22 protein-coding genes are annotated in these 23,931 nt (G+C 60.2%); 12 read left to right on the top strand and 10 right to left on the bottom strand.

All coding sequences use genetic code 11. The features are described from left to right. Positions 1-108 precede the first annotated feature (108 nt). From tsf to ACTIEN_RS16010, 6 genes are all read right to left on the bottom strand, one after another. Positions 109-984 (bottom strand): translation elongation factor Ts, encoded by an 876-nt coding sequence (tsf, locus tag ACTIEN_RS16035; RefSeq protein WP_439524157.1) that lies wholly within the window; start codon positions 982-984, stop codon positions 109-111. Between the two features lie 89 nt (positions 985-1,073). Then, a complete protein-coding gene (gene rpsB, locus ACTIEN_RS16030) occupies positions 1,074-1,865 on the bottom strand; it encodes a 30S ribosomal protein S2 (protein WP_439524156.1) in 792 nt (263 codons plus the stop codon). Positions 1,866-2,037: 172 nt separating this feature from the next. Further along, complete coding sequence (locus ACTIEN_RS16025; RefSeq protein ID WP_439524155.1) at positions 2,038-3,339, bottom strand: HupE/UreJ family protein; 1,302 nt, start codon at positions 3,337-3,339, stop codon at positions 2,038-2,040. Positions 3,340-3,429: 90 nt separating this feature from the next. Next, positions 3,430-3,951 carry a gamma carbonic anhydrase family protein gene (locus ACTIEN_RS16020; protein ID WP_439524154.1) on the bottom strand — a complete coding sequence of 174 codons (522 nt, stop codon included), beginning with the start codon at positions 3,949-3,951 and terminating at the stop codon, positions 3,430-3,432. After that, positions 3,948-4,589: a guanylate kinase gene (gene gmk, locus ACTIEN_RS16015; RefSeq protein ID WP_439524153.1), complete on the bottom strand. Its 642-nt coding sequence runs from the start codon at positions 4,587-4,589 to the stop codon at positions 3,948-3,950. The genes ACTIEN_RS16020 and gmk overlap by 4 nt, the downstream gene beginning before the upstream one ends. A 3-nt stretch (positions 4,590-4,592) precedes the next feature. Continuing rightward, positions 4,593-5,501, bottom strand: coding sequence for a YicC/YloC family endoribonuclease (locus ACTIEN_RS16010; protein WP_439524152.1), 909 nt, complete (start codon positions 5,499-5,501; stop codon positions 4,593-4,595). A 145-nt stretch (positions 5,502-5,646) separates the two neighbouring features. Between ACTIEN_RS16010 and ACTIEN_RS16005 the strand changes: the two genes are divergently transcribed. Next, positions 5,647-6,237: a PAS domain-containing protein gene (locus ACTIEN_RS16005; RefSeq protein WP_439524151.1), complete on the top strand. Its 591-nt coding sequence runs from the start codon at positions 5,647-5,649 to the stop codon at positions 6,235-6,237. Between the two features lie 64 nt (positions 6,238-6,301). Here ACTIEN_RS16005 and ACTIEN_RS16000 read toward each other — a convergent pair whose 3' ends face one another. Next, positions 6,302-7,672 (bottom strand): class II 3-deoxy-7-phosphoheptulonate synthase, encoded by a 1,371-nt coding sequence (locus ACTIEN_RS16000; RefSeq protein WP_439524150.1) that lies wholly within the window; start codon positions 7,670-7,672, stop codon positions 6,302-6,304. 169 nt (positions 7,673-7,841) lie between these two features. On the opposite strand from ACTIEN_RS16000, the gene ACTIEN_RS15995 reads away from it, so the two are divergent. Together ACTIEN_RS15995 and ACTIEN_RS15990 are read left to right on the top strand one after the other, a co-directional pair. Beyond that, entirely contained in the window at positions 7,842-8,846 is a 1,005-nt protein-coding gene (locus ACTIEN_RS15995; RefSeq protein ID WP_439524149.1) for a GlxA family transcriptional regulator, read from the top strand. A gap of 149 nt (positions 8,847-8,995) precedes the next feature. Then, positions 8,996-9,886, top strand: coding sequence for a cation diffusion facilitator family transporter (locus ACTIEN_RS15990; protein ID WP_439524148.1), 891 nt, complete (start codon positions 8,996-8,998; stop codon positions 9,884-9,886). 107 nt (positions 9,887-9,993) lie between these two features. On the opposite strand, the gene ACTIEN_RS15985 is transcribed toward ACTIEN_RS15990, so the two are convergent. Beyond that, complete coding sequence (locus ACTIEN_RS15985; protein WP_439524147.1) at positions 9,994-11,121, bottom strand: PQQ-dependent sugar dehydrogenase; 1,128 nt, start codon at positions 11,119-11,121, stop codon at positions 9,994-9,996. A gap of 256 nt (positions 11,122-11,377) precedes the next feature. Here ACTIEN_RS15985 and ACTIEN_RS15980 point away from each other — a divergent pair, with 256 nt between their 5' ends. The 8 genes from ACTIEN_RS15980 to ACTIEN_RS15945 all read left to right on the top strand — a co-directional run bounded on the left by ACTIEN_RS15980 (position 11,378) and on the right by ACTIEN_RS15945 (position 20,901). Further along, positions 11,378-12,574 carry an ABC transporter substrate-binding protein gene (locus ACTIEN_RS15980; RefSeq protein ID WP_439524146.1) on the top strand — a complete coding sequence of 399 codons (1,197 nt, stop codon included), beginning with the start codon at positions 11,378-11,380 and terminating at the stop codon, positions 12,572-12,574. 90 nt (positions 12,575-12,664) lie between these two features. After that, positions 12,665-13,444, top strand: coding sequence for an ABC transporter ATP-binding protein (locus ACTIEN_RS15975; RefSeq protein ID WP_439524145.1), 780 nt, complete (start codon positions 12,665-12,667; stop codon positions 13,442-13,444). Then, positions 13,441-14,274 (top strand): ABC transporter ATP-binding protein, encoded by an 834-nt coding sequence (locus ACTIEN_RS15970; RefSeq protein WP_439524144.1) that lies wholly within the window; start codon positions 13,441-13,443, stop codon positions 14,272-14,274. The genes ACTIEN_RS15975 and ACTIEN_RS15970 overlap by 4 nt, the downstream gene beginning before the upstream one ends. Positions 14,275-14,362: 88 nt before the next feature. Continuing rightward, a complete protein-coding gene (locus ACTIEN_RS15965; RefSeq protein ID WP_439524183.1) occupies positions 14,363-15,373 on the top strand; it encodes a branched-chain amino acid ABC transporter permease in 1,011 nt (336 codons plus the stop codon). Next, positions 15,370-16,659 carry a branched-chain amino acid ABC transporter permease gene (locus ACTIEN_RS15960; RefSeq protein WP_439524143.1) on the top strand — a complete coding sequence of 430 codons (1,290 nt, stop codon included), beginning with the start codon at positions 15,370-15,372 and terminating at the stop codon, positions 16,657-16,659. Before ACTIEN_RS15965 ends, ACTIEN_RS15960 begins: the two co-directional genes overlap by 4 nt. 122 nt (positions 16,660-16,781) lie before the next feature. Continuing rightward, positions 16,782-17,465, top strand: a complete 684-nt coding sequence (locus ACTIEN_RS15955) for a response regulator (RefSeq protein WP_439524142.1) — start codon at positions 16,782-16,784, stop codon at positions 17,463-17,465. 90 nt (positions 17,466-17,555) lie between these two features. Continuing rightward, positions 17,556-18,704: an FIST N-terminal domain-containing protein gene (locus tag ACTIEN_RS15950; RefSeq protein ID WP_439524141.1), complete on the top strand. Its 1,149-nt coding sequence runs from the start codon at positions 17,556-17,558 to the stop codon at positions 18,702-18,704. Further along, complete coding sequence (locus ACTIEN_RS15945; RefSeq protein ID WP_439524140.1) at positions 18,691-20,901, top strand: PAS-domain containing protein; 2,211 nt, start codon at positions 18,691-18,693, stop codon at positions 20,899-20,901. The genes ACTIEN_RS15950 and ACTIEN_RS15945 overlap by 14 nt, the downstream gene beginning before the upstream one ends. Positions 20,902-20,903: 2 nt before the next feature. Here the strand turns inward: ACTIEN_RS15945 and ACTIEN_RS15940 are convergent, their stop codons facing one another. Together ACTIEN_RS15940 and ACTIEN_RS15935 are read right to left on the bottom strand one after the other, a co-directional pair. Further along, the gene (locus ACTIEN_RS15940) at positions 20,904-21,347 is read right to left on the bottom strand and encodes an acyl-CoA thioesterase (RefSeq protein WP_439524139.1); all 444 of its coding nucleotides are present in this window, start codon (positions 21,345-21,347) and stop codon (positions 20,904-20,906) included. A 155-nt stretch (positions 21,348-21,502) separates the two neighbouring features. Continuing rightward, a complete protein-coding gene (locus ACTIEN_RS15935; RefSeq protein WP_439524138.1) occupies positions 21,503-22,801 on the bottom strand; it encodes an ATP-binding protein in 1,299 nt (432 codons plus the stop codon). Positions 22,802-22,891: 90 nt separating this feature from the next. Here ACTIEN_RS15935 and ACTIEN_RS15930 point away from each other — a divergent pair, with 90 nt between their 5' ends. Continuing rightward, positions 22,892-23,803, top strand: coding sequence for an MBL fold metallo-hydrolase (locus ACTIEN_RS15930; protein WP_439524137.1), 912 nt, complete (start codon positions 22,892-22,894; stop codon positions 23,801-23,803). Positions 23,804-23,931: the final 128 nt, after the last annotated feature.

The raw sequence follows: 23,931 nt of genomic DNA, 5'->3' as shown, positions 1-23,931 counted from the left end.
AGAGACTGCATCATCCCCAAATTGGTGGCAGTCGATTGCTCCCGCAAAAAAAGCGGCGCTGTTCATTTCAACAGCGCCGCTTTATTTTTGCAGTGATATGGTAAGGACTTAGCCCTGAGCGGCCTTGGCCACCTCGGCTGCAAAGTCTTCGACTTTTTTCTCGATACCTTCGCCCACTTCAAGACGCACGAACCCGGTGATGTCGACACCGGCTTCCTTGGCGGCAGCCTCGACCGTGAGGTCGGGATTCACCACGAAGGACTGTCCCAGCAAGGTAACCTCGGCAAGGAACTTCTTCATGCGGCCTTCGATCATCTTTTCGATGACCTGCTCGGGCTTGCCCGACTCGCGTGCGATGTCGATCTGGATCTGACGCTCTTTCTCGACAACCGCCGGATCAAGATCGGCTGCGGACAGCGACGCCGGGTTTACAGCCGCGATGTGCATCGCAACCTGCTTGCCGAAGGTTTCGTTTTCACCGGACAGCGCAACCAGAACACCGATCTTGCCCATGCCGTCTGCGGCAGCGTTGTGGACGTAGGACAAGACCTGAGCGCCTTCGAGAACCGCCATGCGGCGCACGGACATGTTTTCACCGATGGTGGCGATCTTGTCGGTGATGGTTTCTTCGACGGTCTTGCCACCGATATCCGAAGCCTTGAGCGCCTCGACATCGGACACGTTCAGGGCGGCACCGGCGATTGCGGCGACCATGGCCTGAAATTCCGCGTTCTTGCCGACGAAATCGGTTTCGGAGTTCACTTCGACCGCAACGCCTTTGCCGCCATCGACCTTGACTGCCACAAGACCTTCGGCCGCAGTGCGGTCCGATTTCTTGGCCGCCTTCGCCAGACCCTTGGTGCGGAGCCAGTCCGCTGCCGCTTCCATGTCGCCGCCGGTTTCAACCAGCGCCTTCTTGGCATCCATCATGCCCGCGCTTGTCAGTTCGCGCAGTTCTTTTACCAGTGCTGCTGTGATCGCCATCTTGGCTCTCCTCGTATCAAAATCGGGCGTTTGGGCGGTATGTTGCAACCGCCCTGCCCTGTCATATCAATGTAACGACGCAGCGACGCTTAGCTGGCCGATGCTTCTTCGGCTGCGGGCGCGTCTGCTTCTGCGACAACCTCTTCAACGGGCGCGTCTTCAAGCGCGCCAAGGTCGACACCGGCTGCACCCATCTGTGCGGTCATGCCGTCAAGCGCTGCGCGGGAGGCCAGGTCACAGTAGAGGCTGATCGCACGGGCCGCGTCGTCGTTGCCGGGGATGATGTAATTCACGCCATCGGGCGAGCAGTTGGTGTCAACCACGGCTACAACCGGGATGCCCAGCTTGTTGGCTTCGGCAACGGCGAGTGCTTCTTTCTTGACGTCGATGACGAAAAGAAGATCCGGGACACCGCCCATTTCGCGGATACCGCCCAGGGACGCCTGCAGTTTGCCCTGCTCACGCTCCATGCCCAGCCGCTCTTTCTTGGTGAGGCCTTCGGCACCGGTTTCCATCTGCTCATCGATCTGCTTCAGGCGCTGGATCGACTTCGACACGGTCTGCCAGTTGGTGAGCGTGCCGCCCAGCCAACGGTGGTTCATGTAATACTGCGCGCATTTCTCGGCGGCGTCCGCGACGGGCTGCTGCGCCTGACGCTTGGTGCCGACGAACAGGATGCGGCCGTTCTTGGCAACGGTTTCGCGGATCACGTTCAATGCCGCGTCGAGCATCGGAACGGTCTGCGTGAGGTCCATGATGTGGATGCCATTGCGCGCGCCGTAGATGAATTCGCCCATGCGGGGATTCCAACGCTGCGTCTGGTGGCCGAAGTGTACGCCTGCTTCAAGCAGTTGGCGCAATGTGAACTCTGGAAGAGCCATTGTCGTTTCCTTTCCGGTTTCAATCCTCGGCGGGGGTATCAGCCTTGTGGCCAACCGGTGGACGTTTGAGGATGTCTCCCCCAAAGGCCCGACCCCGCCTGTGGTGTCAGTGGCGCGCGTATAGCGAGGGTTGGAGTTGGGTGCAAGCCCGTTCGAACGGGGAGTGCCCCGGTCAGAGAAACACCCGCTCCACGAACCAGTAGGCACCGACCAGCGCAATCGCCGCCGAGGCCGGGACCGCGACATAGCGGCGATAGGAGTCGAGTTGATCGACCAGGGTTGCCGACACTGCGCACAGCACCGACAGCGCGGCAAGTGGCCAGAAGAAGATCATCGCGGACGCGCCCATGACTTCCTGAAATCCGGGTGTGTTCATCGCAATGCCAAGCCCCGCGAAAATCACGGCCAACACGCCGTACAGCCCTTGCGCGGGGGCCACGTCCGCCTCGCCCCGGTCCACGCGGATGGCGTACCAGACAAGGATGAACGCAATCGCGATCACCGTCAGTTGGCCCAGTTCCACGCCGATATTGAACCCGATCAGCGCCGGGATCACCTGTCCGTCGGGCAGACCGAATTCGCCCAGCACGGATGCAAAGCCCAACCCGTGCAAAAGGCCGAAGCCGAAGATCACGAAAGGTCGCCAGCGGTGCAGCTTGTCGGACACGATGTTCTCGACCGCGACATAGACAATCGACGCGGCGATCAGAGGCTCGACGATGCTGGCAGGCACCGACACGATGCCCAGCACCGCCATGGCCAGTGTCACCGTATGCGCCAGCGTGAACGACGTCACCTGCCAAAGCAGCGGTGCAAAACGCGTGGACAGGAAAAAGAGGCCCAACACGAACAGGATATGGTCCAGACCTTTGGGCAGGATGTGGTCGAACCCCACCGGGATGTAGGTGCCGAACGTGACCAATCGGCTGGCCTCATCGCCGCCACCAAGCTGGATCTCACCGCTGGTCTGACCACCCTCAAGGTAGCCTGTATAGGGTTCTTCGACCCCCTGCTGGCGCAACACAAGCGCACCATAGGCGGCGGGCCAGGTCATGCTGATGGTGGATGCGGTTTCGGCCACGGGGCCTTCGAGCTGCAGAACCGTGTCGCGTGGCAGGGCGGTATTGCCCACAGGCGCAACGTCGATTCTGGTCACCCTGAGCGGCACGGAGTCTTGCCCGGCAACCAGTTCAAGACTGTCGGCAAATGCGTCCATGCGCGGTTCAAGCTCTGCACGCATTGCTTCGGGATCGAGCGCGCGCGCGCGATCCACCTCTGCGGACTGGTCAAGCGCATCCGTGTTGTCGATGCCCTCAAGACTGACATCTGCGACAATCGCTTCACCATTCAGGGTCAGGGTCAACTGCACCTGCCCATCGACAACCTCAAGATCGCCGATCGCGGGGCGCACTTCGTGGGCAGCGGCACAGGTTGCCACAACCATCAAACACAGACTGACCCAAAACGTTTTCATCACAGGTATCCTTTAACTCTTTTCCAGCAAGACTGATGCAGCCACGCTGAGCTTCAAGCAAAAGTTTCAAAATTCTGGAGATTGAAGTGGTTAGAGCGGCCGCAAACCGGCGCGAAAGCGGCGCATGTTGGTCTGATAGCCAAGCGCGCTTTTGCGCAGCCCTTCGATGGCCGCGTCATCCAGGTCGCGCACAACCTTGCCCGGCACACCCATCACCAAAGAACCGTCCGGGATCTCTTTTCCTTCTGTGATCAGCGCCCCTGCCCCGATCAGGCAGTTGTTGCCGATCTTCGCGCCATTAAGCACTGTGGCGCCCATCCCGATCAGGGAATTGTCCCCAATCGTGCAGCCGTGCAGCATGACCTTGTGACCGATGGTGCAGCCCTGCCCGATGGTCAGCGGATAGCCCATATCGGTGTGCAGCACGCAGTTTTCCTGGATGTTGCTGCCCGCGCCCACGGTGATCGCCTCGTTGTCGCCGCGCAGTGTGGAACAGAACCAGACGCTGGCCGCCTCCTGGATGATGATACGTCCAATCAGGTTCGCATCCGGCGCGATCCATGTGTCGTCGGCCAGTTCGGGCGTGATTCCGTCCAAAGCATAAAGCGTCATGTCAGATCCTCGAATTCCTGTTGCAGCTTGCGGACATGATCCACCAGCCCCGGCTGTTGCAAACGGCGCAGGCGGGTGGCGGTAACGATGGTCTTCAGCTTCTCGAAGGTCTGAACCAGATCGTCATTGACCAGCACGAAATCATAGCTGCCCCAATGGCTGATCTCATCCCAGCTTTTGAGCATGCGTTTGCCGATGGTTTCCGGGCTGTCCTGCCCCCGGCCTTCCAGTCGGCGGCGCAGTTCCTCGATCGAAGGTGGCAGGATAAAGATGGACAGGGTGTGCGGACCAAGCGCGGAGTTGACGATCTGCTGTGCGCCCTGCCAGTCGATGTCGAACAGCACGTCATGGCCGACGTCTATCGCCTCTTGCACCGGCTTGCGCGGGCTGCCGTAGAAATTGCCGAACACATGCGCATGTTCAAGCATGTCCCCCGCGTTCACGTCGCGCTTGAACGCCTCTTCGCTGAGAAAGTGATAATGTTCTCCATCCACCTCACCGGAGCGCGGTGCGCGGGTGGTGGCCGAGACCGAAAAGCTCAGGCTTTCGTCCCATTCCAACAACTGCCGCGACAGGGTGGTTTTCCCGGCGCCCGAGGGCGACGACAGGATGATCAGCAATCCGCGACGGTTGATCATGCCTCACTCCACATTCTGAACCTGCTCGCGCATCTGTTCGATCACCGATTTCAATTCCAGCCCCACCGACGTGAGCGCCGAAGATTGCGCCTTGGAACACAGCGTGTTTGCCTCGCGGTTGAATTCCTGCATCAGGAAATCGAGCTTGCGCCCCACCGCGCCGTCACCCTGTATCAGATCACGCGCCGCGTCGATGTGGGCGCGCAGGCGGTCGATCTCCTCGGTCACATCCGCCTTGACCGCGATCAGGGCCAGTTCCTGTGCCACACGTTGTTCATCGACGTTGTCCTGCGAGTCCATCACGCGGGTCAATGCGGCGCGCATGCGGTCGACCTGTTCGCCCTTGCGGGCCTCGGCCACGATGGCGGCCTGTGCAACAAGATCGGAAATCTGCGCCACCTGCCCGGTCAGCACCTCGACCAGCGCCGCGCCTTCGCTTTGGCGCGAGGCAACGAACCCCTCAAGAACCGGTTCGAAATCCGCAATCAGCGTGGTCCGCACCTCGGCAGGATCGGCTTGGTTCTGGGTCGCGTCCATGACACCGCGCAAGGAAATCAGATCCGCCGCCGTCGATGCGGTCAATGACAGCCCGCGAACCATCGCTTCGGATTCGATCCGCAGCATGGCGCTCAGAACCTTGTCCAGATGCGCCTCGTTCAGGTCTTGCGTCGGTTCGGTTGCGCTGGCTTGCAGACGCAGGGAAACCGTCACGCTGCCCCGTGCCAGACGTTTGGTCAGCAATGCGCGCAACGCCTGCTCCAATCCGTCGATCCAATCCGGCACGCGCACCCGAATGTCGAGACCGCGCGCGTTGACGCTTCGGACATCCCAGGACCAGCTTAGTCCAAGTGCCTCGCCCTGCCCCGAGGCAAAGCCCGTCATGGATTGGCGCATCGTGTCCCCTTCCGTCATTTTATCGACCGTTGGGTTACGCTTTGCACAGCAGCGATGCAAGCCATGCGGCCCGCCTTTGGTGTTAACCATTTGTTAAGATCTGAGACCGGATTGCGGCAACATTGTGTTAGCGTTTGCCGTGGTGGAGCAGAACGGAGCTGACATGATGCACTGTAGGTCGATGACGCAGGAAACGCTGAGGCACCATGCTGCGCGGGCGTTGCGGATTCTGGAGACATATTGGCATGGGCTGGCTGTTGGCGGTGGGGTGCCGCATTGGTCCGCCATTGATCCCGGTGCCATTCAGGACGCACTGGAATACGCGTTTCTGGCGGATCGACTGGGGCGCGCACATGCCCGATTGCGGGTGGCAGGCGGATCGGTCACTGGGCTTTTTGGCCGGGAATTGACCGGAATGCCCCTGTCGACGCTTCTCAATCCAACGTCCCGCAAAGAGTTCGACGCGGCCCTTGCCGGTTGTTTCAAACGGCGCAGCGCGCTGGATCTGATGCTTTGCACCTCTGGCAAAGGTGGGCGCCCCTTGGTTGCGGCGCGCATGGTGCTGTATCCGCTGCGCGACGATCAAGGGCGCGTGACGCAGATCCTGGGCGGTTTGGCGCCAACGGATGACACCGGCCCTGCGCCGTGTCGGTTTGATTTGACCGGCATTTGCGAAATCGAAACGACAGCCCGGCGGGCGTTCCGACCATTGCCAGCGAAGGGCCACCTGCGATTGGTCGTCTCCAACCCGTGACATAACCAGTCATGAAAAAGGGCGGACCCGCAGGCCCGCCCCAATTCAGAAAAACTGCGATGGGTCAGCCGACCTTGGATGCAACCTGTGCCTCGCGGCGCGCGGTCAGTTCTTCGGCCACGAGGAACGCAAGTTCCAGCGACTGAGAGGCGTTGAGGCGCGGATCGCAGGCTGTGTGGTAGCGGTCGCTCAGGTTTTCCTCGCTCACCGCCCGGACACCTCCGGTGCATTCGGTCACATCTTGACCGGTCATCTCGAAATGCACACCACCTGGAACGGTGCCTTCGGTGTTGTGGATCGCGAAGAATTCTTTGACCTCGCGCAGGACCAGATCGAACGGACGGGTCTTGTAGCCTGTCGACGATTTGATCGTGTTGCCGTGCATCGGATCGCAGACCCATGTCACGTTTGCGCCTTCCTCGGCCACGGTCTTGACCAGACGCGGCAGGTGTTCACCCACCTTGCCCGCCCCGAACCGCGCGATCAGAGACAACTTGCCCGCTTCGTTTTCCGGGTTCAGCTTGGCCATCAACACCTTGAGGTCTTCCGCCGTCGTCGTCGGGCCGCATTTGAGACCTACCGGGTTCAGCACGCCGCGCGCGAATTCGACATGCGCGCCGTCCGGCTGACGGGTGCGGTCGCCAATCCAGATCATGTGACCCGAGCCAGCAAGCCACTTGCCGGATGTCGAATCCTGACGTGTCAGCGCCTCTTCATATTCGAGCAGAAGCGATTCATGGCTGGTGTAGAAATCAACCGTCTGAAGCGTATGAGACCTGTCGCTGTCGACACCTGCGGCTTTCATGAAGTCCAGCGTGTCACTGATGCGGTTCGCCATGTCGCGATATTTCGCCGCCTTTTCACCCTCGGTGAACCCCAAAGTCCACTGATGCACCTGATGCACATCGGCATAGCCCCCGGTCGAGAACGCCCGCAGCAGGTTCAGCGTTGCCGCCGCCTGGGTGTAGGCTTGCAGCATCTTGGCCGGATCGGGACTACGCGCTTCTGGTGTGAAGGGCAGTTCGTTGATGATGTCGCCCCGGTAGCTGGGCAGCTCGACGCCATCGACCACTTCGGTCGGGGCCGAGCGCGGCTTGGCGAACTGGCCCGCCATGCGTCCCACCTTGACCACCGGCACCTTGGCGCCAAAGGTCAGGACCATCGCCATCTGCAACATCACCTTGAAGGTGTCGCGGATGCCATTGGCGCTGAACTGGTCGAACGCTTCGGCGCAGTCACCGCCCTGAAGCAAAAACGCCTCGCCGCGCGACGCCGCCCCCAGTTGTTTCTTCAAGGTGCGCGCTTCGCCTGCAAAAACCAGCGGCGGATATTTGGAAAGCTGCGCCTCGACGGCCTCCAGCTTTGCGGTATCCGTATAGTCAGGCATCTGAACCCGCGGTTTCGCGCGCCAGCCTGATTTTTTCCACTCGGTCATCGTCTCTACTCCGGTCAAATCCAAGTAAGTTAGCGTTAGCGGGCCCGCTATACAGAAACCACCCCGGTCTGACCAGCAAGGAATCGCCCCCGAACGCTTGACCCCGGGCGTCACTTCTGACCTTGTGACCTGCAACGTGCCGCAGAGCACAGTCGAAGGTCAGAATTCCATGTTACCGACGCGCCAGACAGTTGAACTTGATCATGTGCCAAGCAGGCCACGCCGGTTTGTCTTTGCCTTGCTGCCTGAATTCACCATGCTGTGTTTTGCGGCAGCCGTGGAGTCGCTGCGCATTGCGAACCGAATGGCGAACCGCAAGCTTTATGACTGGACCATCATCGGCGAAGGCGGCACCGAAGTCACCTGTTCTGCCGGTGTGTCGTTTCGGCTGGACTCGGACCTGATTGAATTGAGCCGCGATGACGTGGTGCTTCTGTGCGGCGGGATCGACGTGCAGACCGCCACCACCAAGCGTGTCATCAACTGGCTGCGTCGCGAAGCCCGGCGCGGGTTGTCGATCGGCGGGCTGTGTACGGCGGCCTACTCATTGGCCACGGCCGGATTGCTGGATGGCAAACGTGCGACCATTCACTGGGAAAACCAGGACAGCTTTTCCGAGGAATTCCCGGAAGTGAATCTGACCAAGTCGATCTTCGTGGTTGACGGCACCCGCATCACGACCGCCGGCGGGACGGCCTCGGTGGACCTGATGCTCAAGATCATCGCGGACGACCACGGCGAGGAACTGGCGGGCGCGGTGGCGGATCAGCTGATCTACAATTCCATCCGCACCGATCAGGACACCCAGCGCCTGTCCGTGCCGACGCGCATCGGTGTGCGGCATCCGAAACTGTCCAAAGTCATCCAGATGATGGAGCAGAACATCGAAGAGCCAATCAGCCCGTCGGTTCTGGCCCAGCAGGTGGGCATGTCCACGCGGCAGCTGGAACGCCTGTTCCGTCGTTACCTGAGCCGCAGCCCCAAGCGGTACTACATGGAGCTGCGCCTGCAGAAGGCGCGCAACCTGCTGATGCAGACTGATATGAGCGTGATCAACGTGGCACTGGCCTGCGGGTTTGCGTCGCCCTCGCATTTCTCGAAATGTTACCGCGCGCATTACGAAACCACACCTTACCGCGAACGTGGCGCCCATGCGTCGCGCCTGTCGGTCTGAGCGGACGGCTTTTCTTCGAAGAAAAGCGGTGAAATGCTTCGAAGCATTTCCCAGCCGGCCAGTTGAAAGTCAGTATCAATTGCAAAATCAAAGGCTTGAGCGGTCAGTTCGGAGCCTGTAGAGCGACCCCATTCAAAAGGGGAATGCCCATGTCCGCCGCGCTCAAACTCGCCGTTGGAAGCCTGCTGATCGGCGCTGTTGTGCTTGGACTGAAAGCCCTGGCGTGGTGGATGACGGGATCGGTCGCGCTGTTGTCGGACGCGCTGGAAAGCACCGTCAACCTGACGACCGCGTTTGCGGCGCTGATCGCGATCCGCGTGGCGCAGCGACCGGCGGATACAAACCATCCTTTCGGCCATCACAAGGCCGAATTCTTCAGCGCGGTTCTTGAAGGGGTGATGATCATCATCGCTGCGCTTTTCATCCTGCGCGAGGCGTATCAGGGCTTTTTCGATCCGCGGGCGCTGGACGCGCCCATCCAGGGGCTGCTGGTCAATGGATTTGCCACCGTGCTCAACGCGGTCTGGGCAGGGGTGCTGATCCGGCAGGGGCGCGCGCTGAAATCCCCGGCCCTTGTCGCGGACGGAAAACACCTCTGGACCGATGTCCTGACGTCGGTGGGGGTCGCCATTGGCGTTCTATTGGCCATTCTGACGGGCTGGTGGTTGTTCGATCCGATCATGGCCGCGTTGGTTGCGGTCAATATCCTGTGGTCGGGATCACGGGTGGTGAAAGAATCGCTCAGCGGCTTGATGGACGAAGCGGTGCCCGAAAACACGCTGGAGCGAATTCGCGACATGATCTCGGAACAGGCCGACGGGGCTGTGCAAGCGCATGATCTGCGCACGCGTCACGCGGGACGTATGACTTTTGTCGAGTTTCATCTGGTCGTGCCCGGCGACATGACCGTGTTTGACGCGCACGAAATTTGTGACCGCATCGAAGCGGCCATCGGCAAGGCTGTGCCGGACACCCAGGTGACGATCCATGTCGAACCCGAACACAAACTGAAACACACCAATGTGGTCACGCTGGAGTAAGGGCTGGTGTCTTCATGGACACTGACACTGCATCGCGACCTCGATCCTTGAACGGCCCCTGCATTGGGGGGTGTTGGCCCAGAGTCATCGCGCAGTCTGTTGACTGATCACGAACCCACGCCCGACATCCGGTACAAGGCGCCGTTGCCCACGCTCAGGAACCACAGATGCCCATCCGGTCCCTGCCGCAGATCCCGGACGCGTTGGGTGCTGTCACCCTTGATCTGTTCAACCTCGCGCAGCGGTGTCCCTTCAAGCCGCGCGATGTAGTCGAACTTGAGCGAACCGACAAACATGTCGCCATTCCAGCTTCCGACCGATCCACCGTTGTAAAAAGCCATGCCAGAGGGTGCGATGGAGGGATCCCAGTAGGTGGCGGGTTGCTGCATGCCGTCTTTCGAAGTGCCTTCACCAATTGTGCGACCCGAATAGTGCTGTCCGTACGAGATGACAGGCCAGCCGAAATTTGCGCCTTTCTGGATGCGGTTCACTTCGTCACCGCCCTGCGCGCCATGTTCGTTGACCCACAGCTGTCCGCTTGCATCAAACGCGGCACCTTGCGGGTTGCGATGGCCGTAGGACCAGATCTCGGGGAGCGCGGCGTCGTTGCTGACAAACGGATTATCGCCGGGCACGTCGCCATCGCGTGTGATCCGCAGGACAGATCCGTTGTGACGCAGGGTGTCTTGCGCGGCCGGTCTGTCCCCGCGATCCCCAACCGTCAGAAACAGCGTGCCATCCGGAGCCTCGACGATGCGGGATCCGAAATGGCGCCCGCCACTGGACCCGGCGGCGATTTCAAATATCGTGTCGTGATTGCCGAGCGCCGTGCCATCCGCCGACAGAACCGCCTTGGTGACCGCCGTCCCGCTGCCCCGTCCCTGCCGCTTGGCATGGGTGAAGAACAGCTCCCGGCTTTGGGCAAAGTCGCGCGGCACCAGAACATCAAGAAGACCACCCTGCCCGTCGATATACACATCTGGCGGATTGCGCAGTGTGATGGCCCCTTCACCAGGCGTGATCAAAAGCACATCTCCGGAGCGTTCGGTGAGAACGATTTTACCGTCGGGTAAAAAACCAAAAGCCCAAGGCGTGTCGAGCCCGGTCACCACGGCAGAGACCTGCATGTTTCCAGCGCTGGTTCGTATCGTTTCGGATGTGACCTGGGACGTGGCTGCGGACGCAGACGTCACGGCCAACAGGACCGAAAGGGAAAGATGGCGCAGGGTCAACATGGGTCACGTCTCCGGAATTGATCAGAATACCTTTCGATATGGGGGACACTGCCGTCGCGGCAAGCGCACTTACGCAGTTGTGACCACAGATAGTGGTTGGAGAAATGACACCTGATGGGCGCAGCCACGTTTCCGGCCCGCGAAAAATTCGTCTGTCAGAAGAAGATGCGGACGATGCGTCAGGCCTTTTCTTTTGAACGGCATCTGAATATCGTCAGTCCGAGAACACGACGATGTTCCAACATGGGAGATTAAAATGAAAAAGTTTCTGACGGCCACAGCGGCTGGCGCATTGGTGGCAGGCTCTGCATTTGCAGCCGGTCATTCCAGCGAAATCAAGATGGGTGTGATGCTGAGCTTCACCGGCCCGATTGAATCCCTGACACCGGCAATGGCAGCGGGTGCTGAAATGGCGATTGCCGAAGTCAACGAAGCCGGCACTCTTTTGGGTGGCGCAACTGTGACACCCGTGCGCGCGGATGCGACCTGTATCGACAGCGCGGCGGCAACTGCGGCAGCCGAACGTCTGATCACCAGTGATGGCATCAACGCCATGGTCGGCCCGGATTGTTCCGGCGTTACCGGCGCGGTTCTGGCCAACGTTGCGGTTCCGAACGGCATGGCCATGATTTCGCCATCCGCGACATCCCCTGCGCTGTCCGCAGCCGAGGACAATGGTCTCTTTTTCCGCACAGCGCCGTCCGACGCCCGCCAGGGTGAAGTTCTTGCAAACCTGCTGATTGAAAAAGGCATCACAAGCGCGGCTGTCACCTATACCAACAATGACTACGGCAAGGGTTTTGCCGATGCGTTCCAGTCGTCTTACGAAGCCGCTGGCGGATCGGTGACGCTGTCCTCGCCGCATGAAGACGGCAAGGCGGATTACTCGGCTGAAGTCGGCGCTCTGGCCTCTGCCGGCGGCGATGCGCTGGTTGTCCTTGGCTATGTCGATCAGGGCGGCGCGGGCCTTATTCAGGGATCACTCGATTCCGGTGCCTTTGACATGTTCGCCCTGGGCGACGGCATGATCGGTGATTCCCTCACCGCGACGTTCGGCAGTGACCTTGACGGCACTTTCGGCACCGCACCGGGCAGCGACAATGAAGGTGGCGCGTCTTTCGCCGAAATGGCGACGGCGGCCGGGATCGACGGCACAGGTGTCTATGTCGGCGAAAGCTATGATGCAGCGGCGCTGTTGCTGCTGGCGATGGCAGCGGCAGGGTCCAGCGATCCGGCGGATTATGTCGGCAAGATCGAAATGGTCGCCAACGCGCCGGGTGAAATGATCATGCCGGGCGAGCTTGGCAAGGCGATCGAAATCCTCGCAGGTGGTGGTGATGTCGATTACAGCGGCGCAACCGGGGTCGAGCTTGTCGGTCCGGGCGAAGCGGCGGGCAGCTATGCCGAATACGTCATCGAAGACGGGGCGCTCAAGGTGGTTGGTTACCGCTGATCTCCTGGTTGACAAAACACTCATGGCGGCGCGGGTTTTCCTGCGCCGTTTCAAGTTGCTAAAGGGCGTATTTCACGTTTTGGATAAAGAATGATCGAGGTCAGAAACCTGCATCGGCATTTCGGCGGCTTCCGTGCGGTGGATGGCGCGACGCTTGAGATCGAGACGGGCTCGATCACTGGACTTGTTGGCCCAAATGGCGCCGGAAAAACGACGCTTTTCAACGTCGTGGCGGGCGTTCTTCCACCAACTTCCGGTCAGGTGTTCATGGCCGGAGAAGACATTACCGGCCTGCCGCCGCACATTCTGTTTCACAAGGGTCTGCTGCGCACCTTCCAGATCGCGCATGAATTCGCGTCGATGTCCTGCCGCGAGAACCTGATGATGGTGCCCGGCGGACAAACCGGCGAGACGCTTTGGAACACCTGGTTCGGTCGCAAGCGCATTGCCGACGAGGAACGCGCCCTGCGCGCCAAGGCGGACGAAGTGCTGGAGTTCCTGACCATTGAACATCTGTCCGATCACAAGGCGGGTCAGGTGTCGGGTGGTCAGAAAAAGTTGCTCGAACTGGGGCGCACCATGATGGTGGACGCGCGCATCGTGTTTCTGGACGAGGTTGGCGCGGGGGTGAACCGCACCCTGCTCAACACCATCGGCGACGCGATCATCCGGCTGAACCAGGAACGTGGCTATACGTTCTGCATGATCGAACATGACATGGATTTCATTGGGCGCCTGTGTGATCCGGTGATCGTCATGGCCCAAGGCAAGGTGCTGTCGAAGGGCACCATAGACGAGATCAAATCCGACGAGCGTGTGATCGAGGCCTACCTGGGCACCGGACTCAAGAACAAGGAAGCGGTCGGATGAGCGGCACGCCTTATCAGGACGATCGCGGCAACAGGGATCGCTCGATCACCAATCCGCATGGCGCGGGAACCCTGACCGCAAGCGGCACGCAAGAGCATCCGATGCCCGGCAAGGCGGGTGGTCCGTTCCTGATCGGTGAACACATGACCGGCGGATATGGAAAGAATGGCCCCGATATCCTGCATGACTGCACCATCGCGGTAGAGCGTGGCGAGATCGCGGTCATTGTGGGCCCCAACGGCGCGGGCAAATCCACCGCGATGAAGGCAGTGTTCGGGATGCTTGACCTGCGTCAGGGCCGGGTGCTGCTGGATGGTCAGGACATCACACAATTGACGCCACAGGCGCGGGTGCGCAACGGCATGGGGTTTGTGCCCCAGACCTCGAACATCTTTACGTCGATGACGGTGGAAGAGAACCTCGAGATGGGGGCGTTCATCCGCGAGGACGATTTCAATGGCACGCTGGAGCAGGTTTACGACCTGTTTCCGATCCTGCGCGAAAAACGCCTTCAGGCGGCGGGTGAGTTGTCGGGTGGACAACGCCAGCAGGTGGCGGTGGGTCGTGCGCTGATGACGCAACCCAAAGTGCTGATGCTGGACGAACCCACGGCGGGTGTGTCGCCCATCGTCATGGACGAACTGTTCGATCGCATCATCGAGGTGGCGCGGACCGGGATCTCGATCCTGATGGTAGAACAGAATGCGCGGCAAGCTCTTGAAATTGCGGACAAGGGATATGTGCTGGTGCAGGGGGCGAATGGCTATTCCGGCACCGGGAAAGACCTGTTGGCGAACCCGGATGTGCGCCGGTCGTTCCTGGGTGGATGACGGGAGTGCGGGTGGAGATGTGTGATTTGCATATTTTTGAAAAGAAGAAGCCGGGGATCCGCCCTGCTCTGACACGAGGTGCGTTGTGATCGACCTTTTGAACGGAATCGTGGCGCTGGCCAATTTTGTGCTGATCCCGGCGATTGCCTATGGCAGCCAGCTGGCGCTTGGCGCACTGGGTGTGACGCTTGTTTACGGCATCCTGCGCTTTTCCAACTTTGCCCATGGCGACACGATGGCAGTCGGCACGATGTTCGCGGTGCTGGCGACATGGGGTCTGCAATCCATGGGTGTCAGCCTCGGTCCGTTCCCGACAGCGCTGCTGGCCATTCCCTTTGGTATCGCCGGGGCGACCGCACTGATCTTGCTGACGGACAGATATGTCTACAAGTTCTACCGGGCGCAAAAGGCCAAGCCGGTGATCCTTGTCATCGTGTCGATGGGGGTGATGTTCATTTATAATGGCTTTACCCGCATCATCATCGGTCCTGACGATCAGCGGTTTGCGGATGGCGAACGCTTTGTGATCTCGGCCCGCGATTTCAAGGAAATGACCGGGCTGGCCGAAGGTCTGTCCCTGCGCACAAGCCAGGTGATCACGGTGATCACGGCGATTGTCGTGGTTGCCGCGCTGTTCTGGTTCCTGAACAAGACGCGCACGGGCAAATCCATGCGGGCCTTTTCCGATAACGAGGATCTGGCGCTTTTGTCGGGGATCAACCCGGAGCGCGTCGTGCTGGTGACCTGGCTGATCGTGGCGTCTTTGGCGACCATTGCGGGTGTGCTTTACGGATTGGACAAGTCATTCAAACCCTTCACCTATTTCCAGCTTCTGTTGCCCATTTTTGCGGCTGCCATCGTTGGCGGGCTGGGAAGTCCGCTTGGGGCGATTGCGGGGGGCTTTGTCATCGCGTTTTCCGAGGTGGGGATCACCTATGCGTGGAAAAAGGTGCTGGTGTATCTGATGCCCCCGGCACTTGAACCTGAAGGTTTGGTGCAGATCCTGAGCACCGAATACAAGTTCGCGGTCAGCTTTGTGATCCTTGTGATTGTCCTGCTGTTCCGGCCAACCGGACTGTTCCGGGGGAAATCGCTATGAGAACCTTTCTGCTTTTCGCCGTGGTGGCCTGTCTTATTCTGGGGACCGGGTTTGTGCAAAGCTGGAACTCGGCGCTGTTGATCCTGAACATGGGGTTGATCAGCGCGGTGATGGCGCTTGGGGTGAACCTGCAATGGGGTTTGGCCGGACTGTTCAATGTCGGTGTCATGGGGTTTGTGGCGCTTGGCGGAATCGCCGTTGTGCTGGTGTCCATGCCGCCTGTCGGGGCTGCGTGGTCTGCGGGTGGTGGCAGCATCCTGTTGGGACTGACGCTGGGCGCGGCCACGATTGTGGCGGCCGTTCTGGTCTGGTCGCGCACGTCAGGCAAGCTGCGCGGTTGGGGCACAGCGGCGGTGTTGCTGGTCGGGCTGGTGGTCTACCGCTTGGTGCTTGATCCGGCGGTCGAGGCGGTCGAAGCCGTGGATCCGGCGCTGGCGGGTTATCTGGGTGGGCTTGGATTGCCTGTGCTGCTGGCCTGGCCCGTCGGTGGCGTGTTTGCGGCAGGTGCCGCGTGGGTCATTGGCAAGACGGCGCTGGGCCTGCGGTCAGACTATCTGGCCATTGCAACGCTGGGTATTGCCGAAATCGTCATTGCCATCCTCAAGAACGAGGACTGGATGGCACGCGGCGTGAAGAATGTGATCGGCCTGCCCCGGCCTGTGCCCTATGAGGTGGATCTGCAGAACGATCCGACCTTTGTGGAACGCGCGGCAGGGTTGGGGTTTGATCCGACCACCGCATCGACACTGTATGTCAAACTGGAATACGGGCTGCTGTTCGCAGTTGTCCTGATCATATTGCTGGTGTTGTCGCAACTCGCGCTCAAAAGCCCGTGGGGCCGTATGATGCGGGCGATCCGCGACAACGAGACCGCCGCACGCGCCATGGGCAAGGACGTCACCGCGCGGCATTTGCAGGTCTTCATCCTGGGCTCTGCGATCTGTGGCATCGCGGGTGCGATGATGACGACGCTGGATGGCCAGTTGACGCCGGGAACCTATCAGCCGCTCCGCTACACCTTCCTGATCTGGGTGATGGTGATCGTGGGCGGGTCCGGCAACAACCTTGGCGCGGTGCTGGGCGGGTTCCTGATCTGGTTCCTGTGGGTGCAGGTCGAACCGATGGGGCAATTGCTGATGTCGCTGATCACGGGGGGCATGGCGGATGGATCGTGGCTCAAGGCGCATCTTCTGGACAGCGTGCAGCATATGCGGCTGTTGACCATGGGGGTGATCCTGTTGCTGGTGCTGCGTCTCAACCCAAGAGGTCTATTGCCGGAACGCTGAACACCTACGCTTGGTATAAGACCTTTCGGCAGGTGACGGCAGCGGCAGAACCGCCTAGTCTGGGTGGACTGGCAGAGGTGCGCCGCGTCTGCCGCGCAACGACGACAGAAGTGAGCAGGTCCATGCGAGATAGCCCGACGACAGCACTGACCGCATTGGTGGTGGATGATCACCCGCTGTTTTGTGATGCGCTGATGCTGACGCTGCGATCCATCGCTGACTTTGCGGAAATCCAGACCGCGGGCACACTTGAAACCTCGCTCGACATGGTGGCGGCGCAAGACGCGTTCGATCTGATCCTGCTTGACCTGAACCTGCCGGATGTCAACGGGCTTGACGGGCTGGTGCGCTTGCGCACCGCCGCCCCCAAGGCAACCATTCTGATCGTGTCGTCAATGGCGGACAACCGGATGATCGCCCATGCGCTGAAGGCCGGAGCAAACGGCTTTGTGCCAAAGCATTCGCAGCGGGCGGTGTTTCGCAAAGCTTTCGATGCAGTGCGCGAAGGCCAGTGTTTTGTGCCGGACGGCTATATTGATCCGCAAGGTCAGGACAGCGGCCGCGACAGCCCCGAACATGCGCTGACCCGCATGGCGTCGCTTACGAACCAGCAGGCGCGCATCCTCAACCTGATCTGCGAAGGCAAGCTCAACAAGCAGATCGCCTTTGATCTGTCGATTGCCGAAACCACCGTGAAGGCACATGTGACGGCGATCATGCGCAAGCTGGGCGTCCACAGCCGGACGCAGGCGGTGCTGATCGCGCAGGAGGCACGTTTCAACCGGGTCTTGCCAAGCGACGCCTGAACCCCCTATCATTCCTGATAGCCAACACTTGGGAACCACAAAGTGGAAGGACGCAGGACATTTCCTGAGACCAAACGTTCTGAAACCGCGGTGGAGGTCATTGCCGTTGCGCAGGTGCATTGTGGCGACCTCGACTCTGCAGACCAAATAGCCCGACAGCTTGGATCGGGACCTTTCGAGCTGGTGTGTCTGTTTGTGTCGCCAGAGGCGGATTTTGACGCTTTGGTCACGGCGACATCGCTTCGGTTCGGGGACGCGGATGTCCTGGCCTGCACCACAGCCGGCGAGATAGGCCGCGCCGGTTATGAAGAAGAACAGATCATTGCGATCGCCTTCCGCAGCGGTCATTTCAAGATCCTGACCTATGCCATCGAGGATCTTGATCAAATCGAAGAACAAACGGTCGCAGGGACGCTGATCGAGGCGCGGTTGGCACTGGCGCAGAAAACCTCCGACTGGACCTCGGAATTTGCGTTTCTGATGGTGGACGGGCTGAGCCTTCGGGAAGAGCAATTGACCGCCTTCCTGTCTGCAGGGCTGGGGCCGACGCCGTTGTTCGGCGGGTCGTCAGGTGATGGCGCGCGGTTTGGCCAGACATGGCTTGCGCGTAATGGCGTCATCATGAAGAACGCCGCCATCGTTGTTGTGGCGCGCTGTGATCGTCCGGTTCGGGTGTTCAGCCTTGATCATCTTGTCCCGACCGAGAGGCGCATGGTGGTGACATCGGCAACGCCCGAAGATCGGGTTGTGCATGAAATCAACGCCGAACCGGCCGCATTGGAATATGCCCGCCTGCTCGAGCTTGACCCAAACCAGCTGGATCAGTTCACCTTTGCCGAACATCCCGTTGTCGTGCGTCTGGGAGACGCCCACCATGTGCGGGCCATTCAGCAGGTCAAGGAAAACCACGATCTGGTGTTCTTTTCCGCGATCAACGAAGGCATGGTCCTGACCCTTGCGACACATGACGACATCGTCGCGCATCTGGATCGTGGGTTGGGACAGTTGGCCAAACACGGCACACCCGAAATCATCCTTGGGTGTGATTGCATTCTTCGTCGGATCGAAGCCGGGCGCATCCAGAAAACCCGCGCGGTGTCGGAAGTGCTGCAAGCCCATAACGTGGTCGGATTTTCCACCTATGGCGAACAGATCGGCGGGTTGCACGTCAACCAGACCCTGACCGGAGTCGCGATCTACCCGCCCCTGACCGACGAGACGGCCGATGTCCCTGATTGATCCCAGCGACAGCATTGAACGCCAGAACGAAAAGCTGCTCAAGATCGCGGACAGCCTGATGCGCCGGGTGGAATACGGCACGTCGCAATCCGGCGCCGCCTACGCGCAGTTCGAACGCGCTGCGTTGCTGGAAAAGCGGGTGCGCGAACGCACGCTGGAACTTGAGCGCACGTTGGACCTGCTGCACGACGCCAACGCACAGTTGGCCCGCGCCAACGAAGAGACCGAGGCTGCACGCCGAAACCTTGCCGATGCGATCGAGACGATTTCCGAGGGATTCGCCCTGTTCGATCCGGACGATTACCTGGTCATGTGCAATTCACGCTTTTGCCGCGATTTCCGCGACACGGCGGACGATCTGCGTCCCGGTCTTGCCTTTGACAGCTATGTCGACCGGGTGAGCCGATCTTCGTATCTGCACCTGCCGGACCATCAGGACCGCAACACCTGGGCCAAACAGCGCCGCAAGCGGCATATCGACCGGCGTGTGATGTTCAACGTTCAACTGACACATGACCGCTGGCTGCAAGTGTCCGAACACCGCACGGCCAATGGTGGCACCGTGATCTTGCAGACCGACATCACCGACATCATGCGGATCGAACGGCAGGAACAGGCCAAGCTGCGGGACAAACAGGCCCGTATGATCCGCGCGACGCTGGACCACCTGAACCAGGGCGTGTGTATCTTCGATGAAAACGGTCAACTGGTGGGCTGGAACCAGAAACTTGGCAGCCTGTTGTCGATCCCGGCCCGCCGGTTGCGGATCGGCGCGTCCTTTATCGGACTGCTGGATGACCTTGACGATGCGTTCATCTTCACGCGCGGGATTGACCGTGCCTCGTTCCGGCGCTGGGCGGTATCGGAGGGATTGCGCCAGCCGGTGTCATTCGAGGTTCAGCGCGGTGACAACATCATCCTTCAGATCTTTGGCAGGGCAATGCCGGACCGGGGGTTTGTCATTTCCTGTACCGATGTCACCGCAGAACGCGAGGCGGCGCAAAAACTGTATGAAATGAACGAAATCCTGGAACAGCGCGTGATGGAACGTACGCTGGAACTGGAAGACGCGCTGGGTGCCGCCGAGCGTGCCAACGCGTCAAAGTCACGGTTCGTTGCCGCCGCCAGCCATGACCTGTTGCAGCCCCTGTCGGCGGCCAAGCTGTTTATCGCAGCCCTCTCGGACAAGATCGACACACCAAGCGAACAGGCGGTGCTGGTCAAGGCCGAAACCGCGCTGGGGGCCGCAGAGCAGATCATTGATGCGCTGCTTAACATCTCCAAACTTGAAACCGATGGTCTGAGCTTTGACATCCGGCCTGTGGCGCTACGCGAAATATTCGATCCCCTGCGCGACGAGATGGAGCTTCTGGCCGAGAAGAAAGGTCTTAAATTGCGGATCGTCGGCAGTTCGCATGTTGTTGAATCCGACCCGGCCTATCTGCGCCGTATCGTGCAGAACCTGCTGGCCAACGCCATCCGCTACACCGACAGCGGGCGCGTTGTGGTCGGCGCGCGTCGCAACGGCGACTCCGCCCGGATCGAGGTTTGGGACACAGGTCTGGGCATTGCCGAGGAAGACCAGAATTCGATCTTTGAGGAATTCCGGCGTCTGGATACCAAGGCCAGCAACAATGACGGGCTTGGGCTGGGTCTTGCGATTGTGGAACGCGCCTGCGCGCGGTTGGGTCATCCTCTTGGCCTGTGGTCCGAACCGGGACGCGGATCGTGCTTTATGTTGAACGTTCCCTTGGCGCGGCAGGCCACCCCCAATCTTCCAGTGAAATCACGCAATGCGTCCACGATGGGCATGCTGAAATCGGGGTTGATCGTCCTGTTGGTCGAAAACGATCCGCAACTCAGGCGTGCCATGTCGATCCTGATCGAAAGCTGGGGAATCAGCGTGATCGAAAGCGAAAATGCCGAAAGCGCGCTGGACCTGATGGAGGACCTGCAAATCACGCCGGATGCGCTTTTGCTGGATTACCAACTTGGCGACGGGGCGTCCGGAACCGAACTGTTCGAAGAGTTGACCCGACGTCTGGGCCGCCTGCCCTGCGCGATCGTCTCGGCCGAACGTTCTGCCCAGTTGCGCCATGAAACCAAACGATTGGGGATCGAGCTATTGCTCAAGCCGCTTGACCGGGCCAAGCTGGTCGAGTTTCTTCATGCCGCCGCGCAGGATGCGACGACTTAGGTCTATTCAGCCACCTTTTCCACAGTTGCACTTGGAGCGACAAGGTAATCCTTGACGCGCTCTGCGATGGCGTCGGGCCAGCGCCGTGTCCGCAGCGCGGCGGCTTCTGACAGCACCAATGTCCCCGTGATCGACACCCGCGTGTCAGCACCCGTAGTTCCGGTCAGTTCAAGCCAGATGCTGCTGCGGCGCAATTCGCGCACAGACAGACGCCAAGTCAGGCGATCGCCAAGGCGGCTTGGCGAGGGAAACTCGGCGCTGATGTTCACAAACGGCAAAGACAGGCCGTCGCTGCCCTGAATCTGACTCATTGGCCAATCAAGCGCCTCGTCCAGCCAGTTTTCGATGACAGTGTGTACCATTTCGAAATAGCGCGGTAGAAAAACGATGCCCGAAGGCTCGCAGTCGCGAAGCATAACATCGTGAACATAGTGATAAGCCGGCATCCCGGAAAGTCCTGTTCAAGTCACTCCAAAGGTCCCGTCGACAGCGGGTGCCTATTTATTCAATAAGAATGATGTTTTTTTCAACATCTTTTGTCAAAACCGCCTTTTGCGGAAGCAAAATAAATGTTGCGGGACATGCGACGCCATGTGGTGCGTTACCGGGCAATGACGATATCTGCCCGCAGACCCCCCAGGGTGTCGCTTTCACCAAGGCGCAGAACGCCGCCATGTGCGCGCGCGATATCTGCCGCGATGGCAAGCCCCAGTCCGACACCGGAACCCTTGTTCTGATTGCGGGCGGGATCAAGCCGTACAAAGGGGCGCACAGCCGCATCGCGCTGGTCTGACGCGATCCCCGGACCGTCGTCTTCAATCCGGATACGCAGCGACTTTTCGGTCAGCGCGAGAGACACCTCGCAGCGCGTTCCATACCGTTCGGCATTCCCGATCAGGTTTTCGATCGCCCGCCGCATCGCCATCTGTCGCAGCATCACCTGCCCTGCTCCGACGGACTGAACCAAATTCACTGGTGCGCCGGACCGGGCGCAATCATCGACCACCATTTGCACAAACTCCGGGATCGGGGTCATTTCGGGTTGCGCACCGTCCGCATTGCCGCGTGCAAAATCAAGAAACGCGTCGATCAGCTTTTGCATGTCGTCGATATCGCGCTCCAAAGGTTCGCGGTCCTCGTCCGACAGCATCGACACCGCCAACCGCAGACGCGTCAGAGGGGTGCGCAGATCATGGCTGATCCCCGACAGCATCATGGTGCGTTGTTCGATCTGGCGTTCAATCCGGTTGCGCATGTCCAGAAACGCATGTCCTGCCGCCCGCACCTCGACCGCGCCGGACGGTGAATACGGCAGGTTGCGCCCCCGGCCAAACGCCTCGGCGGCACCGGCCAGACGGGTGATCGGGCGCAACTGGTTGCGCAGATAAAGGTAGGCGATCAACGTCATCAACGCGCCGAACACAACCATGTTCACCAGCAATTGATGCGGATTGGAGGCCGAGGCCCGTTCCCGGTTAAACTCGATCATCCGAAGCGGTTGGTCCTCGCGCGCGACCCAGACATAGACAGTCCAGTCATCAAGCAGATGCGCCCGCTGAAACCCGATCACATGTGACTGAAGCGTACGGATCACCACGATCCCCGAAAAATCGTACCACCGCCGGATATCCTGATCGGGCATGTTGCCCAGAGTTGTGGGCAGGAAATCCAGGCTCAACGCCTTTCCAATCTCCGGTTCATCGACCCAGTTCGGGTCAAGCGCGGTGTTGATCTGGCGCGCAACCTCGCGACTCATCTGTTCGGTCACACCTTCGAAATGGCGCTGGATGAACACCACGGACACCACAAGCTGCAGTGTCACCACCGGAAGGATCAGGATGAGCGCCGCGCGCCCGTAAAGCCCGCGTGGCATGTAACGTTTGAGCCAGTCGAATGTCATGGCGCCACGCTACTCTACCGTCCGGGAAAACGGAATGTCCCTGCACGACGGGGATTGCATTTCACCGAAAGGCCTGATGCTGTTCCGGTCATGCATGATCCGCAGCCAGATTTTCGACCTGAACCCGGCATCGCCGAAACCCTGGCCCCCGGTATTCGCCGCGTGCTTGCGCCAAATCCGTCACCCATGACCTATCGCGGCACCAACACCTATCTGGTCGGTGAAACGGACATCGCGATCATTGATCCCGGCCCGAACGATCCACGCCACTTGAGCGCCATTCTTGATGCGGTCGGCAAAACACCTGTGACCGCGATTTGCGTCACGCATGCCCATGTCGATCATTCCCCCCTTGCGAGGGCCCTGGCAGACAGGACCAACGCCCCGATCTACGCGTTCTCGAATGCCAAGGGCGGGCGCAGCGTGGTCATGCAGCAGCTGTCCCAGATCGGTCTGGTGGATGGCGGCGAAGGTGTCGATGGCAGCTTTCAACCGGATATCTGCCTTGCGGACGGGGACGCCGTTCAAGGCGCGGATTGGTCGCTGAGAGCGATCCACACACCCGGCCATTTCGGCAATCACCTGAGTTTTGCCTTGGGTGACACCTTGTTCTGCGGTGATCTGGTCATGGGCTGGGCCAGCTCTCTCGTGTCGCCCCCGGATGGGGATCTGACCGATTTCATGGCGTCGTGCCGACGACTGCAGGACGGGACATGGTCGGTTTTCCATTCCGGTCACGGCGCGCCGATCACGGCCCCCGCTGAACGCCTTGACTGGCTGATCACCCACCGCCTGTCCCGCGAAGCGGCTGTGCTTGACGCGTTGACCAGCGGACCCGCCACCAGCGCGACACTGGCGCAGCGGATCTACACGGACACCCCCGCCCCGCTCCTGCCTGCCGCAACCCGCAACGTTCTTGCGCATCTCATTGATCTTTATGGGAAAAAAATGGTCTCACCCAATGGCCCGCTGACCGCTGATGTGGCTTTCTCGTTGACGTGACTGCAAACGCATTTTTTTCACAAAAGCCTCTGGACGCGCCCCACCACTGTTGCTAAACCCCGCCTCGTGTTCCGGCGTAGCTCAGCGGTAGAGCAGTTGACTGTTAATCAATTGGTCGTAGGTTCGAT

This window comes from Marivita sp., assembly GCF_051859345.1.
Lineage (GTDB): Bacteria > Pseudomonadota > Alphaproteobacteria > Rhodobacterales > Rhodobacteraceae > Marivita.
This window is presented reverse-complemented; position numbering and strand designations above follow the sequence as displayed.